The sequence below is a fragment of the Embleya sp. NBC_00896 genome, assembly GCF_045207785.1.
Classification (GTDB): Bacteria; Actinomycetota; Actinomycetes; order Streptomycetales; family Streptomycetaceae; genus Embleya.
This window is the reverse complement of record NZ_CP108777.1, coordinates 1731232-1745695: the sequence shown is the minus strand read 5'-3', so window position 1 is coordinate 1745695 and position 14464 is coordinate 1731232. Positions and strand designations below refer to the sequence as shown.

General features: G+C 70.5%; 17 protein-coding genes and 1 pseudogene. 9 read left to right on the top strand and 9 right to left on the bottom strand.

The genetic code is table 11. From position 1 onward, the window contains the following. The first annotated feature begins 95 nt into the window (after positions 1-95). The 3 genes from OG928_RS41230 (at position 96) to OG928_RS41220 (ending at position 1744) form a co-directional block, all read left to right on the top strand. Positions 96-278 carry a hypothetical protein gene (locus OG928_RS41230; protein ID WP_406291668.1) on the top strand — a complete coding sequence of 61 codons (183 nt, stop codon included), beginning with the start codon at positions 96-98 and terminating at the stop codon, positions 276-278. An 834-nt stretch (positions 279-1112) separates the two neighbouring features. Beyond that, entirely contained in the window at positions 1113-1319 is a 207-nt protein-coding gene (locus OG928_RS41225; protein ID WP_331767136.1) for an SDR family NAD(P)-dependent oxidoreductase, read from the top strand. Between the two features lie 53 nt (positions 1320-1372). Then, positions 1373-1744, top strand: coding sequence for a MerR family transcriptional regulator (locus tag OG928_RS41220; protein WP_331767135.1), 372 nt, complete (start codon positions 1373-1375; stop codon positions 1742-1744). Between the two features lie 177 nt (positions 1745-1921). Here OG928_RS41220 and OG928_RS41215 read toward each other — a convergent pair whose 3' ends face one another. Further along, positions 1922-2806, bottom strand: a complete 885-nt coding sequence (locus OG928_RS41215; RefSeq protein ID WP_331767134.1) for a hypothetical protein — start codon at positions 2804-2806, stop codon at positions 1922-1924. A 333-nt stretch (positions 2807-3139) separates the two neighbouring features. Continuing rightward, on the bottom strand, positions 3140-3526 hold the full coding sequence (locus tag OG928_RS41210; protein WP_331767133.1) for a VOC family protein: 387 nt from the start codon (positions 3524-3526) through the stop codon (positions 3140-3142). 248 nt (positions 3527-3774) lie between these two features. Here OG928_RS41210 and OG928_RS41205 point away from each other — a divergent pair, with 248 nt between their 5' ends. Further along, positions 3775-5274: an MFS transporter gene (locus tag OG928_RS41205; protein ID WP_331767132.1), complete on the top strand. Its 1500-nt coding sequence runs from the start codon at positions 3775-3777 to the stop codon at positions 5272-5274. Positions 5275-5778: 504 nt separating this feature from the next. Here the strand turns inward: OG928_RS41205 and OG928_RS41200 are convergent. From OG928_RS41200 to OG928_RS41190, 3 genes are all read right to left on the bottom strand, one after another. Then, positions 5779-6264 carry a GNAT family N-acetyltransferase gene (locus OG928_RS41200; RefSeq protein ID WP_331768292.1) on the bottom strand — a complete coding sequence of 162 codons (486 nt, stop codon included), beginning with the start codon at positions 6262-6264 and terminating at the stop codon, positions 5779-5781. Positions 6265-6545: 281 nt separating this feature from the next. Next, positions 6546-7403: an SGNH/GDSL hydrolase family protein gene (locus OG928_RS41195; RefSeq protein WP_331767131.1), complete on the bottom strand. Its 858-nt coding sequence runs from the start codon at positions 7401-7403 to the stop codon at positions 6546-6548. Beyond that, positions 7390-7959, bottom strand: coding sequence for a PadR family transcriptional regulator (locus OG928_RS41190; RefSeq protein WP_331767130.1), 570 nt, complete (start codon positions 7957-7959; stop codon positions 7390-7392). The genes OG928_RS41195 and OG928_RS41190 overlap by 14 nt, the downstream gene beginning before the upstream one ends. 95 nt (positions 7960-8054) lie before the next feature. On the opposite strand from OG928_RS41190, the gene OG928_RS41185 reads away from it, so the two are divergent. After that, entirely contained in the window at positions 8055-8513 is a 459-nt protein-coding gene (locus tag OG928_RS41185) for a nuclear transport factor 2 family protein (RefSeq protein WP_331767129.1), read from the top strand. Positions 8514-8593: 80 nt separating this feature from the next. Here the strand turns inward: OG928_RS41185 and OG928_RS41180 are convergent. Together OG928_RS41180 and OG928_RS41175 are read right to left on the bottom strand one after the other, a co-directional pair. Further along, positions 8594-9001 (bottom strand): annotated as a pseudogene (locus OG928_RS41180) (transposase); the annotation flags it as partial. A gap of 70 nt (positions 9002-9071) precedes the next feature. Then, positions 9072-9620 (bottom strand): DinB family protein, encoded by a 549-nt coding sequence (locus OG928_RS41175; RefSeq protein ID WP_331767128.1) that lies wholly within the window; start codon positions 9618-9620, stop codon positions 9072-9074. Positions 9621-9767: 147 nt separating this feature from the next. Between OG928_RS41175 and OG928_RS41170 the strand changes: the two genes are divergently transcribed. Both OG928_RS41170 and OG928_RS41165 read left to right on the top strand, forming a co-directional pair. Next, the gene (locus OG928_RS41170; protein WP_331767127.1) at positions 9768-9950 is read left to right on the top strand and encodes a hypothetical protein; all 183 of its coding nucleotides are present in this window, start codon (positions 9768-9770) and stop codon (positions 9948-9950) included. 294 nt (positions 9951-10244) lie between these two features. After that, a complete protein-coding gene (locus OG928_RS41165) occupies positions 10245-10388 on the top strand; it encodes a hypothetical protein (RefSeq protein ID WP_331767126.1) in 144 nt (47 codons plus the stop codon). A 151-nt stretch (positions 10389-10539) separates the two neighbouring features. Here OG928_RS41165 and OG928_RS41160 read toward each other — a convergent pair whose 3' ends face one another. Beyond that, the gene (locus tag OG928_RS41160) at positions 10540-10950 is read right to left on the bottom strand and encodes a RidA family protein (protein WP_331768291.1); all 411 of its coding nucleotides are present in this window, start codon (positions 10948-10950) and stop codon (positions 10540-10542) included. Positions 10951-11170: 220 nt separating this feature from the next. On the opposite strand from OG928_RS41160, the gene hisS reads away from it, so the two are divergent. Together hisS and OG928_RS41150 are read left to right on the top strand one after the other, a co-directional pair. Next, positions 11171-12523, top strand: a complete 1353-nt coding sequence (gene hisS, locus OG928_RS41155; protein ID WP_331767125.1) for a histidine--tRNA ligase — start codon at positions 11171-11173, stop codon at positions 12521-12523. A gap of 116 nt (positions 12524-12639) precedes the next feature. Beyond that, entirely contained in the window at positions 12640-13278 is a 639-nt protein-coding gene (locus tag OG928_RS41150; RefSeq protein WP_331767124.1) for a LysE family translocator, read from the top strand. Between the two features lie 57 nt (positions 13279-13335). On the opposite strand, the gene OG928_RS41145 is transcribed toward OG928_RS41150, so the two are convergent. Beyond that, on the bottom strand, positions 13336-14346 hold the full coding sequence (locus OG928_RS41145) for an alcohol dehydrogenase catalytic domain-containing protein (protein WP_331767123.1): 1011 nt from the start codon (positions 14344-14346) through the stop codon (positions 13336-13338). Positions 14347-14464: the final 118 nt, after the last annotated feature.

The following is a 14464-nucleotide window of genomic DNA, read 5'->3' as shown; positions in this document are numbered from 1 at the left end:
GGCGCCTCATGGAATCATCCACATTGCGCGAGTCGATGCCCCGGTTCGCCAGGAGGATCCTGACACCGTTGCGCACGTCGGGTACCGACTTGCCGGTGGCGCCGGATTCAATGGGCAGCGCCGGACCGGCGGCGGTGCTGATCCACCCGCAGGTGCAGGAAGTGCGCAGTGGGGCGCCCACCGCCCCGTGGGTGAGCCACCAGTCGATGGCGGCGCCCCTGGCCCCGTGTGACCGGGCACGGGTCGAGGCCGGCGCCACGGTCAAGGCCCCGTGCTGATCCCGGCAACTGCACCCTGGAACCGGCGGGGCCGGAACGCGTCCGCGTCCGCTGCACGGCACGCTCATCGAGATCCGGTTCACCGAGGCCGGCCGCGCGCTCTTCGCCCGCGCCGACGCCCGCGTCGCCACACTCGACAGCACCCTCGGCGCGGACCTCACCGCGAACGAACTCGCCACCCTCAAAAGCCTCCTGGCCATCGTCGTCGACACCGCCACGCGGCCCCGCCCGTCCAGGCCTGAACGCGCCGGACCGACCGCAGCAGGGGCGACCACGTCTTGAACACTCCGGGCCCGCGAACACCCGGGCCCGCGCCCTGACCTGCCGACTCCAGAACTGTTGAACTAGCGTCCATACACCGGGACGGCACCTGCGTCGCCAGTGTGTGCAGGTCGTCCAGCACACGGGCGCCGTCGAGAACTTGCCGGGTGAGCCGTTCCATCAGCTCCGAGTCGGTGCCGCTGCCGGGTCCGGTGATCCGGGCGGCGCGGGCCGCTGACGGGGTGGGCGTCGGTGGGTGTGCCGGCCTCCTCGGTTTCGGCGAGGGCCTGGTACAGAGAGGCGACCGAGGGGTGCATGCCCGCGTTCTTCCCGGTCTTGATCGTCAGCCCCTTCGCGATCTCGGGAACAGGGATGTCCTTGTCCTTGAGCGCGACGGCGAAGGTGAGCATGTCGGTGAGGTCCTTTCACCCTCACTCATGTCGCACACTCAGTTGGCCGCAGGGCAGCGACGCCTCGTCCAGGGGCTGCCGGCTGTTGTACCTTCGCGTCCCCCGCGTCCCCCGCGCCCTCCGCTTGACCCTGTCATTGGCGGCAGGGTTGAACGATGAGGCCATGGACAACACGAACATCCACACCTCCCGTGTCGTTGTGATCACCGGTGCCGGCACCGGCATCGGTCGGGCCACCGCCCATGCCTTCGCCGCCGAGGGCGCGCACGTGATCGCCGTCGGGCGCCGCGCCGAGCCGCTCGCCGCGCCCGGCGCGTCCTTCGTGACCGGCGTGGTCCTCCCGGTCGACGGCGGCGCGGTGGTCGCGTGATAGGTGTGGTGGCCTTCGGTGGTGGTGGTGAACGCGGAGGCGGAGGGGTACGGATGCGGATCGGTGAGTTGGCGGTGGCGACGGGTACCACCCCGCGCGCGCTGCGCCACTACGAACAGGCGGGCCTGATCGACTCGGAGCGGGCCACCAACGGCTACCGCGTCTACCCCGAGGGCGCCGCCGCCCGCGTGCACAACATCCGCCGCCTCCTGGCCGTCGGCCTCACCCTGGACGACATCCGGATCTTCCTCCCCTGCCTGGACACCGACGTCACCGCGGCCGCGCCCTCCGCCCGGGCCCTGCGCGTGGCGCTCGATCGCCTGGCCGTCCTGGACGCCCGCATCGCCGCCCAGACCGAAGCCCGCGACGCCTTGGCCGCGGCCCTGAACCGGGCGGGCGTCGAACGCATCCGCCCGGTGGCCTGAACCGGCACCGGCCCGAACCTCCCGCTCGGAGGCCGAAGGAGGCCCAAGGAGGCCGAAAGGGGCCGAAAGGGGCCGAAGAAGCCTCGATGCCATTGCCCGAGCGCGGGAACGGCGAAGCCGCCGACGAACCCGAAGACACCCCCGAGCCCAGTCCCCCGACAGCACCGGGCCCGGTGGTCAGCGACGCACCGTGATCGCCTCGACGTCGATGACCGGGCGGTCGCCGAGCGGTTCGTCCAGGTTCAGGGTCGCCGTGCGCGTGACGGCCATGGCCGGGCACCCGTCCACCGTCGCGGGAGTCGGGGTCGGGCGCCGCGAGCCGACCACCGCGACGGCGACGACCCCCGAGCGCTGAGTGGCGCGAACCTCGTAGTCCGCGCCGCACGGGCCGGGCGTGTCGGGCGCTCCCGCGAACCTGAGGGTCAGGCCGCGCCCGTCGGCGGACACCGTCGCGAGGTCGGGTTTGGGTCCGACGGCCGAACGGTACGGCGGCACCGAGTCGAAGGCGACCGCCACGAGTACGCCGCGAACCGCCGTGTCCGCGAAGGATAGTTCCCACCCGGGCACGGTCGCCCGGCCACGCGCGGTGTCGACGTCCAAGGTGATCGGCCTCACGGCCGCCACCGTCAGCATGGGCGTACCGCCGGACCGCCCACACGCGGCGTGCACGTCCGCCGGGATGCCGCGCCGCTCGTACGTCTGAGCCGGCGTCAGCAGCGGCCGGCGCTCCACCATCCCATCGGGCCAACGGATCTCGCCGTCGACGGGCAGCGTGGGCACAACACCCGGCGGGACGTCGAGGCAGCCGCTGCCGAAGGCGGCCTTGTAGACGCCCTTGTCCGGCTCCCAGTCGCCGATCTGATCGCGATACCCGCCGGTGACCACGAACGACCGCGGACCCTCTCGGCTCTGCTCCTGCTCCCACCTGTTCGCGGCAATGACGGTGCTCGCCTCGGCCTTCGCCGCCAGAGTGGCCTCCGGCGCAACGGAATCCGCCGGCCCACGCGCCTGGTCCCGCGCCTCACCACAAGCCGAGACCCCGAACACCATCCCGACCAGCACCCCCACAACCCCAACTACCCCAACTACCCCACCCCGAGGCCCACTCCGTCCGAACACGACACCCACCCACCCATCGTCATCAGCCCCACGCCACAACAACAGCCATGTGACGCACCCCCCACGCCCCGGGTTCCGATCCGCCCGCCCCTCGAGAGCAACCCCAAGCCACGACACGCCCGACACCGGCCCACCCCGCGCCGAGTCGACCCGGGCGTGATCGCGAAGACGTACGCCCCTACGCTGCCCGCACCGTTCGCGGCCCACGGCCCGAACGGCGTTGCCGTACACGTCCGTTCGATCACCAAGGCCACCCCCCGAACCCGCGCGTCGCCGTCAGCTGCCGCTGCCGTAGGCGCGGGTGAGGATCTCCATGTTGTGGCCGTTGGGATCAGCGAAGAACGCGCCGCGGCCGCCGTCCCACGTGTTCGTGCGGTCGGCCATGCGGCGGCCGGGGTCCGCGTAGATCGTGACGCCCGCGGCGCGGAGCCGGCCGACGATCGCGTCAAACTCGTCCTCCTCGACCAGGAACGCGTAGTGCTGCGGCGTGACCTGCTCCGTCGGGTTGTCCCAGAAGTCGAGGGTGACGCCGTTGGCCATGGCGACCGGCAGGAACGGACCGTACTGTTCGCCGACAGTCAGGCCCAGGACACCGGCCAGGAAGGCGGCGGACTTCCGCTTGTCGCCGGCCGCGACGATGGTGTGGTTGAGCTGGATCGGCATGACGACTCCTCGGGGTGTACGCCGCTGCGGGTGCCCGCCGCGGTCCGTTCGCACCGATTCTCGATCCGTGGGCGGGGCGCCGACAGCGACTCGTGCATCCAGGGATCCGCGATCCCAGGCTGAGCGCTCCGCTCCTCACCGGGACGCGGCCGTGAAATCTTCGAGGCGTCGCAGGAGTCGGCAGGAACCCACCCCACCGGTCGGATCCGCCCCGCGACTTCCCTCCCCGTGCCTCGGAAGGCTCCGCCATGTCCGCGTCCAGCCCCACCGCACCCGGCCCGTCCGGCTCATCCGGCCCGTCCGGCTCATCCAATTCATCCCGCTCGTCGCATTCGTCCCGCCTGCCTCGACCCGGCGCGGCGCTCGCCCTGCTCGCGTTCGCGAGCCTGATCACGTCGCTCGACTACAACATCGTCTACGTCGCGCTGCCCGACATCGGCGCGGGCGTCGGCTTCTCCGCTCAGACACTGCAATGGGTGGTCAGCGCGTACGCGGTCGCCTTCGGCGCGTTCCTGCTGCTCGGCGGGCGGATGTCCGACCTGATCGGGCGCCGCCGGATGTTCGTGCTCGGCCTGTCGCTGTACGCGCTCTCCTCGCTCGCCGGCGGCCTCGCCACCGAACCGGGGCTGCTGATCGGCGCACGCGCCGTACAGGGCCTGGGCGGCGCCTTCCTCTTCCCCGCGACGCTCTCGCTGGTCAACACCACCTTCGCCGAGGGCCGCGAACGCAACCGTGCGCTCTCGGTCTGGGCCGCAACCGGGTCCGGCGGCCTGATCCTGGGTTCGCTGCTCGGTGGCGTGCTCACCCAAGTCCTGGGCTGGCGTGCGGTGTTCTTCGTCAACGTGCCGCTCGCGACCGCCGCCGCGCTGCTCGCGCTATCCGTGCTCCCCGCCGATCCGGCCCGCGAGACGGGCCGCCGATTCGACGTGCCGGGCGCACTCACCGCGACCGCCGGTTCGACCCTGATCGTGTTCGCCCTCGTCCAGGGCCCCGAGGTCGGCTGGACCGCGCCGCTCCTGCTCGGCAGCGCGGCACTGGGAGTTGCGCTGCTCGCCGCCTTCCTGTTCGCCGAGTCGCGCAACCCCGACGCGTTGATGCCGCTGCGCCTGTTGCGGGATCGCAACCTGGGCACTGGCATGACGGTGACGTTCCTGTTCATGGCGACTCTGGGCACGCTGCCGTACTTCCTCACCGTCTACTTCCAGAGCGTGCACGGGTACAGCGCGCTGCGCACCGGCTTCGCCTACCTCGTCCCGATGGGCGCGGGCTTCCTGGGGTCGCTGCTGGGTGGGCGGCTCGCGACCCGGTTCGGGGTTCGGTCCACACTGCTGGGCAGCCTCGCCGTGAGCGCGGTCGGCATGGTGGCCATCGGCATGGCGATCTCGGCGGATGCCTCGTACCTCGACCTGGTACCCGGGCTCGTGGTGTTCGGGGTCGGCCAGGGCATCGTGTACACGACGATGTTCGCCGCCGCCGCGACCGGTGTACCGGCCCGCGACCAGGGCATCGCGTCCGGGATGGCGTCCAGCGGTCAGCAGGTCGGCGGCGCGATGGGGCTGGCCGTACTGGTCGCTGTCGCCAACTCCGGCACGAGCGGGAAAAGTGGCGAGGCGCTGCGGGTGGCCGCCGCGGACGGCCTGCGAACGGCGGTGTTCCTGGCGGCGATCGGAGCAGCGGTGTCAGTGCTGGTGGCGCTGAACTTCCGTCGCACCGGCGGGAAGGGGGCGGCACGGACGGTGCGCGCGTAACTCGATCCTGCCCCCGGCCGCCGGCCCATGATCGATATTCGTGCGCGGCATCGAGTCAGGGGTAGCCATTTCGACGTGATGCGGAAGCTGTACCGGAGCGGCACGGCTTGAAGGAACCTTGCTTATGACTGAGTGTCAAAGATCCGAATTCAGCCGGAGTTCCGCTGAGATGAGAGTGATCACAGTCGGCTGCCAGATCGTCGGGCGGGCGCCATGGGACCGGAGAACGGGGCGCGGTGAGGCGGTCTCGGCATCAAGCCCGTGGACTCCCGATACGCGCCGTCGGAGCTGGAGGGGTCCTTCGCCGCCGCCAGGACGTGACCGCCGGCCGCCTCCGCAATCGCTACCGCTATCGCTATCGCTATCGCTATCGCTGAGCCTGGTATCGCCGCGAGCGTGGAGGCGTCCGGTGTCGCGGCTCCAGGCGCACCGCATCATCCCGCCCGGCCTTGCCGGGGGCGCCGGAGTGGGCCTGGCGGGTGAGGGGCTCTCGCGGGCCGTCGCTCAGGCCTTCAGGATCCGGTCGGCAGGCACCTCGAAGACGATTTCCAGCCCGTCCTCCTCGTCCATCTGTTCGCCGACCTCGACGAATCCGAACCCCACGATCGTGGCCAGCGACGCGGTGTTGTCCGGCGTGATGGTCACTCGGACGATCTCGACCCCGGGTTCGTGGGCGGCGCGCTCCAGCAGGGACTTGAGCATGGCGCGGGCGTAGCCCTTTCGGCGGTGCTCGGGGACCACCGTGTAGCCGATCTCCACCATCCCGACCTCGTCCGGCGGCCCGTGGAAGCCGGCGTAGCCGACCACGGCGCCGTCCGGTTCGGAGACCGCCGCGCGCGCGAGCCAGGGAGCGCTCTCGGGTTCCGCCGTCACCTGGTCGAACCGCCGCCGCCAGAGCCCGCGGGCCCGCTCGGATACGAAGAACTCCGGTAGTTCGAGGCCGACTTGGTAGCAGCCCTCGGCGAGGTTCCCGGCGAGGAGGGCGCTCATGGGTCGACCGATCAGGTAGACGAAGCGCACGCGCTGCTCGGGGGTGGTGGACGGCGGGCGCGGGGGATCATGGGGATTTGTCACCAGCGGATCATGAACGAGGCCCGGCGCCGCGTCCAACGCATTTCCGGGAGACGCGGGCCGATGCCTGGAAACCGAAGCGAATCAGCGAAAAGCTCCCCGACCCGGCTCACGATTCCCCGCCGACCCGGTCGATCGAGCAGCAGCGTACGCATCCGGACGATCTCGCTCTCCTGCTCGGAGACGATCACCCGCACCGATCAGCCCAGAGCCCTCCGGCCTCGAGAACGCGAGGGCACGCCATCGCGCGCCGCGGACATGTCGTCCACCGCGGCCCCGGGCCAAATCTGCACGGGCAGCAGTTGTGGGCGCTTGGCGGTACGGCCGTCGCCGGAGGAGCGGCCACGCACACGGCGGCCGACCCAGGGGCCCAGGAACGCGACCGCCCAACGCAGTTCGGCCGCCGCGACCTGGCGCCGCGCGGGGGCCGGCAGCGGTGGCAGCGGCAGCGTCCACGTGTCGTCGCTGTCGGGCAGCCGGAGCGCGTGCGCGACGGCCGCGGCGATGCGTGCGTGGCCGAGCGGACTGGCGTGCAGCCGGTCCGCGCTCCACAACCGCGGGTCGGTGCTCACGTCGTGCGGAGCGCAGTCGGCGACCGCGACACCGTGCCGCGCGGCCGCGCCGCGGATGCGGGCGTTGAGGTCGATCACGCGGGACCTGAGCGGCCGGGCCAGTGGGGCGATCCGGCCGACGTCGGGGAAGGTCGCGGTCGCCACGCGCGCGCCGGCGGTGGTGAGCGCGGCGAACATCTCCTCCAGATGCGCGGCCGTCGCCGCGGCGTCGAACCGGGGCCGGAGCAGGTCGTTGACGCCCGCGACGACGGTGGCCACGTCGGGACGCAACGCCACGGCGGGGCCCAGCTGTTCGGTGCGTATCCGTTCGACACCGTGTCCTCGTACCGCCAGATTGGCGTACTGGAGGCCCGGGTTGACCACCGCGAGCTGCTCGGCGAGGCGGTCGGCCCAGCCTCGCCAGCCGGTGGTCTCGTCCCCGTCACCGAGTCCTTCGGTCTGACTGTCGCCCAGGGCCACGTAGCGCAGGTATTCACCGCTCGACATGTGCCGTCCGCCTTTCCCGCAGGACGGCCGCAGTCCGCAGACACCAGTCCCGATGATCCCGCTCGAAGGCCAGGCCCCGCAGGCAGGTCAGGTACGGCCCGATCCGCTCGCCTCGCCGAAGGAAGTCTTCCTCTTCCATGTCGCCGCGCAGCCGCAGCAGCAGCTTGTCGAGGAGCTCGATCTTGGCCTCGGCCGCCACCGCGCGCTCGTCGAGCTGTTCGATCACCGGCCCCGCGTCGATCCGATCCACGACCTGGACCTTGACGGTCAGATCGTCGCGAATGAACGAGGGCTTCGCCGACGCCGCCGCGAACTGCTCCAGCTCGGTGAGGCCGGCGTCCGTGACCCGGAACAGGCGCTTGTTGGGCCGCGACTCCTGGACCACCTGCCGGCCGGCGACCAGCCCTTCCCGTTCCAGCTTGGCCAGTTCGACGTACAGCTGCTGCGGAACGGCATGCCAGAAGTTGGCCACGCCGAGGCCGAAGACCTTGGCCAGCTCGTATCCGCTGTACTCGCCGTCCAGCAGCGCGGCCAGCACCGCATGTCGCAAGGCCATCGCGGCGCCCCCTTCCCATTCGCTCACTCGCAGGAGCATCATACTCAAGAAAGTGACTAGTCAAGATCTTGACTATGAACGAGAAGGAGATGCCCATGCAGACGACCGCCGAACGCTTCCGCACCGCCGTCGACAAGCACGATCTCGCCGCACTGGACGCCCTGTTCACCGACGACATCCGCTTCTACAGCCCGGTGAAGTTCACACCCTTCGAGGGCAAGCCGATGGTCCTGGGCCTCTTCGAGGTCCTGCTGCGCACCTTCGAGGACTTCCACTACATCGGTCACTTCGAGGGCGCGGCCGAGACCGGGGGCAGCGGTGGAACAAGGGGTACCGACGGCGAGGCCCCTGCGGTGATCCTCCCGTTCCGGGCCGTCGTACGCGGCAAGCGGATCCACGGCATCGACCAACTGCACTTCGACGAGGCGGGCCTGATCCGGGAGTTCACCGTGATGGTCCGCCCCCAGTCCGCGGTACAGGCCCTGGGCGAGGCCGTATACGCCGGCCTGGTCGCCCTCGGCCTCGCCCCGGAGCAGACACCGACGCCTCGCTAGGGCGTGACCGCGTAGGTCCGCCGGGTTGGGTTGGGCCGAGCCGCCGTTTTCGAAGACCGCATTCTGACCAGAGCCCGGTGTCAGAGCCTCCCGGTAGCGTGCCGGCAACCAGGTCCGACTCCACTTCGGGAAACCACCATGGACATTCTGCTCATCGCCGGCTTGTGGCTCGACGGATCCGCCTGGGTGCGAGCACGTTCCTTGCGCTGGGCCGCGAGAACATCGGGATGACGGGCGTTGGCGTTCCGCCGGCGCAGGTAGGCGTGCAGGGCACGGGTCTGCGCGGTGTGGTTACGGTGGTTGGAGTTGGCGACGGTGAACTGCCGCAACGGCCCGAAGTACGCCTCGATCGGGTTGGCCCAGGACGCGTAGGCCGGTGTCAAGCACAGCTCGACCCGGTTTTTGCTCGCCCAGCGCCTGACGGTGTCGCCTCTGAGGGCGGACAGGTTGCCCAGGATCACATGCCTCGGCCCATCGCATCGGAAGGCAACGAACCGACCGCGGCGCTGACTACGGCCCTACGCCCCTACGCCCCTACGCCCCTACGCCCCTACGCCCCTACGCCCCGATGTTGCCGTCGATGCGCTCCCGGAGCAGATCCGCGTGACCGTTGTGCCTGGCGTACTCGGCGATCAAGTCCACCAGCAGCCAGCGCAGCGAGAACGGCTCGCCGGACCGCTTGTTGGCGCCCTCGTCGTCCAGCGACGCCGCGGCCGCCACGATCTCCCTGGACCGCCGGCACTCCGCCCGCCAGACCTCCAGAGCCTCCTTCGGATCGCCATCCAGGTCGTCGAAGTCCTGATCGGGGTCGTCGTCGGAGTAGTAGAGCATCGGCACATCCTCACCGGCGAACTGAATCCGGAACCACCAACGCTCGACGCCGGCCAGGTGCCGCAGCAGCCCGTGCAGCGACAATCCTGAGGGCGCGATGGCCTTCTCCGAGTGTCTGGCCGACGGAAGACCCGCGCACTTGAGCTCGAACGTCGTCCGATGCCAGTCCAGGAAGGCGGTCAGGATCTCCCGCTCGCCACCGACGGTGGGCGGAGTGGTGCGCGTATCGCCCTCCCACGCCGGCGCGAAGTGCTTGGGAATGGGCACACCGCTCATTGTGATGACCTCCTGCTCGGGAACCCGCCGACTCTGCCGGACGCCACCGACATCCGGCCCACCCCGTCTGTACCCGAACCTGGCATGCTGAGCGTGAGCCCATTGTGGGTACCGCCACCCACCCGCCCAGCCCGGTCGGAGGAGTCGATGACGAAATCGTTCATGGACGAGATAGGCCCGGAGCGAGCCCAGGAGTTGGTTGCCGAAGCCGTCCGCAAGGCGATCGAAGAACTACACGCGGCGGGTCTCCCGGCCATCCAAGGCGACGGCAACGGCCGCGTGTACAAGCTGTATCCGGACGGTAGCAAGGTCTATATCGAAGAGGAGTGACCGGGACGGGATCCGTCCGCGGTCCGACACGATCGCATTTCGTCTACAAGCCTGTTGTGGATCGGACGTCGGTGGTGACGGTTCCCATCGCGCCCGGGAATGCAGACGAACGGACCGTAGCCGAGCATGGGGCCGGCGCAGTTGTCTGGAAGCGAAACAGCTTTTTTTCGGACGACTCGGGAGTACTCCGTGACGGATTCACAGACGGATTCACAGGCATCGGGACACGCGGCGATCGAACGGCTGCGTGGTCGACTCGGCCGGGACGAACTATCCGGCCGTGAAGGTGAGTTGATGGATGTCATCAACGGATACGCCTTCCTCCGACCGCCGTCGGGCGGACTCGAATGGGAGACCCCGTTGGCACGCGTGACACTCCTGCCCGTCGGCGACAACGAAGGCGAAGGCGACAGCGACAACGCGCCGCGGCCGGCCTGAAGCCGACCCTGCGATCGTGGGCGCAGCCGCGGCGCCACCGGCCAAATTCCGGATGCCGCCGCGGCCACGCCTGCCATGCCCGACGATCCGTCGCGGCGGCCCTGACCCGGCTCGGGTACACGACCGACGCGTGCGGTGCGACCCGCCCGCGTCAATCCGTCAGGGCCGCCGTGAGGTCGACCTCGACGAGCTGTCCCGGGAAGCCGAGTTGGGCGACGCCCAGCAGCGTGCTCGCGGTGCTGAAGGCGGGTCCGATGATCGATTCGGTGAGGCGCTCCCACGCGGCGGCCAGCACCTCCGTGTCGGCGCTGGTCACGTAGATCACGGAGCGGACGACATGGTCCGGCCGGGCCCCGACCGTGGTCAGGGCGACGTGGGCGTTGGCGGCGATCTGGTCGATCTGCGCGTCGAGATCGCCGGGCCCGACCAACACGCCGGTGCGGTCGAGTGGGCACTGGCCCGCGAGGTAAGCCGTCCGGCCCGCCTCGACGACGGTGATGTGGTGGTAGCCGGGCGTGGGGTGGAGTCGGTCGGGGTTGATTCGGGTGATCTCGGTCGTCATACGCGCGAGTATGCGCGACCCGCGGCCCGCCGCGCACACGAGTTCCGGCAGCGCGCCGGGCCTGATCATGCGTGCCGAACTCGCTTGCCCGGCCCCGCCGATTCTGTGAGGCTCTGCGAATCCTGGACCGAAACCCGGGCCGAAACCCGGACCGAATCCCGGGCCGAACCCGGTTCGGGTCGGGTCGAGTTCGTCGTCGTGCAAAGAACGGGTGAGCATCGTGCGGGCTGATCAACCGCTGCGGCCGACGCCATTGAGCGGCTTTCCGGAATGGCTTCCGGAGGTACGCATGGTCGAGGTGCAATGGCTCGACCACATCCGCCGCACGTTCGAGTCGTACGGGTTCGCGTCGGTCGAGACGCCCGCGGTGGAGGCGCTCGACGTCCTGCTCAAGAAGGGTGAGACCTCCCAGGAGGTGTACACCCCCCAGCGACTCCAGGCGGACGCGGACGACGACAGCGACGCCCGACTCGGGCTGCACTTCGACCTCACCGTCCCGTTCGCCCGGTACACGGCGCAGCACTTCAACGACCTCGTCTTCCCGTTCAAGCGCTATCAGATCCAGCGGGTGTGGCGCGGCGAACGCCCGCAGGCGGGGCGGTACCGGGAGTTCGTGCAGTGCGACATCGACGTGATCAACGTCGACCGGGTCCCGCTGTACTTCGACGCCGAGATGCCGCGCATCGCCCACGAGATCCTCACCGCCCTGCGGATCGGGCCGTTCACGATCCGCCTCAACAACCGCAAGGTGCTCGAGGGCTTCTACGCCGGCCTGGGGATGGCGGATCCTTTGGCCGCGATTCGGATCGTCGACAAGGCGGACAAGATCGGGCTCGACCGGGTCGGCGACCTGCTCGCCGCCGAACTCGGGCTCACCGGCGACCAAGTCGCGAACTGCCTGAAACTAACCGGGATCCGGGGTACGGACTCGTCGGTGGTCGCCGAGATCCGGGCGTTGGGCGTGGCGAACGAACTCCTCGACGAGGGGCTCGCCGAACTGGCCTTCGTGCTGGACGCGCTCGCCGATCTGCCGAGTGGGTCGATCGTCGCCGACCTGTCGATCGCGCGCGGGCTCGACTACTACACCGGGACGGTCTACGAGGCGAAGTTCGTCGAGTTTCCGGACTACGGAAGCATCTGCTCGGGCGGCCGGTACGAGAACCTCGCCGGCTCGTTCATCCGGCGCGACCTTCCCGGTGTGGGCATCTCGATCGGGCTGACCCGGATCTTCGCCAAGCTGCTCGCCGAGGGCCGACTGCCGATCGGCCCGAAGTGCCCGACCCAGGTGCTGGTCGCGGTGCCCGACGCCGAGTCGTTCGCGGTGGCGGTGCGTACGGCGGCCGCGTTGCGCGCCCGGGGCATCCGGACGGAGGTCTACCACCAGCCCGACAAGTTGCAGAAGCAACTGCGGTACGCGCTCCGCAAGGGGATCGCGCACGTGTGGTTCCCGCCGGTCGGGGACGCGGGCGACGAGCCCGCCGTACACCAGGTCAAGGACCTGGTCTCGACCGAGCAGACGGTCGCCGATCCACAGACCTGGCTGCCGTCCGGGCCCGCCGTCGGTGCGCCGTAGTTCCCCCGTCGTGACCCTGCGGGCCCGCCGGCCCTGCCTGCCCTGCCTGCCCGCCTGCCGCGGCGGAGCCGGACTATTCGGTGGCACGCGGGTCCGCCGGGGTCCAGGATGCGGGGATGACCCATACGCTTCTGGCGTTCATCGGCGCCTGCACCCTGATCGCGGCGAGTCCCGGTCCCAGTTCCGTACTGATCATCCGACACTCGTTGCAGAGCCGCCGCTCCGGCTTCCTGGCCGTGCTGGGCAACGAGACCGGCGTCTTCATCTGGGGACTCGCCGCGGCCTTCGGCCTGACCGGACTTTTGGCCGCCTCGGAGCTGGCCTACGACATCATGCGGATCGTCGGCGCCGTCGTCCTCGTCGGATTCGGCGTCCAGGCCATCCGAGCCGCCCGGCGCGACGGTCTGACCGGATTCGCGACCGCGAAGGAGGAGGCGACGGCCGACCCCGAGCCGGGCACCGGACGCCGGGCCTACCGCGCCGCGCTGACCCTGAACCTGGCCAACCCGAAGGCGGCGGTCTTCGCGATGTCCTTCCTGCCGCAGTTCGTCCCGCGTGGTGCCCCGCAGCTGCCGACGATGGTCGCGCTCGCGGCGATCTGGGCCGTGTACGAGATCGGCTACTACAGCCTGTACGTGTGGTTCGTCGGCCGGATGCGCACCGTCCTGAGCCGGGCCAAGGTCCGCCGTCGGCTCGAACAGACCTCCGGCGGCGTCATGGTCGCACTCGGCATCCGGATGGCCGTCGAGTCGTGACCGGAGGGCGGCGGGCCCGCGATCACCGCCCGCGGATCGGTGATCGGGATCGGCGGATCAGCCGAAGGCGATGACGAACCGACCGCCGCCCGCGCCCCCGGCCATGCTGTCCAGAGCGGCCGGGGCCTGGTCGAGGGTGATGGGGGTGACCTGCGGAAGGATGCCGTGCGCCGCGGAGAACGCGAGCGTGTCCCGCAGGTCGTGCGGCGAGCCGGACGGCGAGGCGAGTACCCGCAGCCGGTTGAGCACCATCGGCTGAGCGGGCAGTACCAGGGGCTCCGCGTCGTACCCGCACAACAACAGCGTGCCGTCGGGCGCCAGACCGCCCAGCGTCGCGGCGGCGGCCGCGGTCGAGGGCGCGGCGTTGACCACCAGGTTCGCGCCGCCGTCCCACGCCTTCAGCGCGACAGCGGGATCCTGGCCGTCGGTGGCGATGTACAGCTCCGCGCCCAGTTCCTTCGCCTGCTCCTCGGCGCGCCGCGAACGCCCGACGGCGGCGACGCGGGCGCCCATCGCGACGGCGTAGCGAATCGCGAGGGCGCCGATCCCGCCCGTACCGATCACCGCGACCCGCGAGCCGGGCCGCACGCCGCCCTGGCGCAGCCCGTTGAAGGCGGTGATCCCGGCGCACATCAGCGGGGCTCCGGCGACCGGGTCGAGGTCGGCGGGCAGCGGCGTGACGTACCCCGCCTTGAACACCGCGTACTCGGCGTAGCCGCCGTCCGCCACGACCCCGGTGATCCGCTTCGCGGGGCACAGGGTCTGCTCGCCGGCGACGCAATAGTCGCAGTGCCCGCACGAGTCGTACAGGAACTGCGCGCCCACCGCCGTACCGACCGCGGGCCACATGACCCCGTCGCCGACCGCGACGATCGTGCCGGTGACCTCGTGTCCGGGGACGACCGGGAAACGCGCGAAGGTGTAGTGGCCGCGCAGCAGGTTGACCTCGGAGAAGCAGATGCCGCACGCCGCGATCCGTACCAACACCTCGCCGGGGCCCGGGGTGGGTACGTCGCGCTCGATCAGGGACAGCGGTGCGTCGACGGCGGTGGCGATTGCGGCGCGCATGGTGCGGGCTCCTTCGTTGCGTTCGACTGGGGACGCTTTCCCCCAGGGTCGGTGCAACGTCGCCGGTTCCGCCGGATCGACACGGGCCCACCCGGGCCGCCGGCTCGCGGGCACGAGC